The following is a 535-nucleotide window of genomic DNA, read 5'->3' on the forward strand; positions in this document are numbered from 1 at the left end:
TGGGTCGTGCGCGCTGATGAACTGGGGAAGCAATGCGACGTAAAACAGCGCGACTTTCGGGTTCAAAACATCACTGAGAAAGCCTTGCCAAAAAATGAGCCGCAAGGCCTTCACCTTCGCGTCACCAGCGGGGAAAGCAAAGCCGCCTTTGGAGCGCAATGCTCCGAGGCCGAGATATAGCAGGTATGCCGCGCCTATCCACTTCACCGCAGTGAACGCCGTCGCTGATGCTAGGACAAGCGCCGAGAGACCAGTAATCGCGGCGAGCAAGTGTACGTAAGCGCCGAGATTGATTCCAAAGGCAGCGCATAGCCCTGCCGCACGTCCCTGAGCAATTGTTCGCCCAAGCAAAAACAGCATATCGGGACCCGGGACTAGGCACAAAATGAAACTAGCTCCGACGAACAAGATGTATGTATGAAGGCTCATGGTTTCTCGGGTTCGATCTTGGATGTGCGGCGCTCAACTGCGATAGGCGTGTTGGGCACGAACGTCATCCTACCAGCGCGGTTGGCTGCGCATGTTGAACGACCGC

Annotated in this window: 1 protein-coding gene; it reads right to left on the bottom strand. The window is 56.3% G+C overall.

Annotation, left to right across the window (positions count from 1 at the left end; genetic code table 11):
* The coding region (locus AB4Y40_RS42805; RefSeq protein ID WP_368692989.1) for a LysE family translocator at positions 1-429 on the bottom strand (429 nt) is incomplete at its 3' end.
* Positions 430-535: the final 106 nt, after the last annotated feature.

Source organism: Paraburkholderia sp. EG287B (genome assembly GCF_040965595.1).
GTDB lineage: Bacteria > Pseudomonadota > Gammaproteobacteria > Burkholderiales > Burkholderiaceae > Paraburkholderia.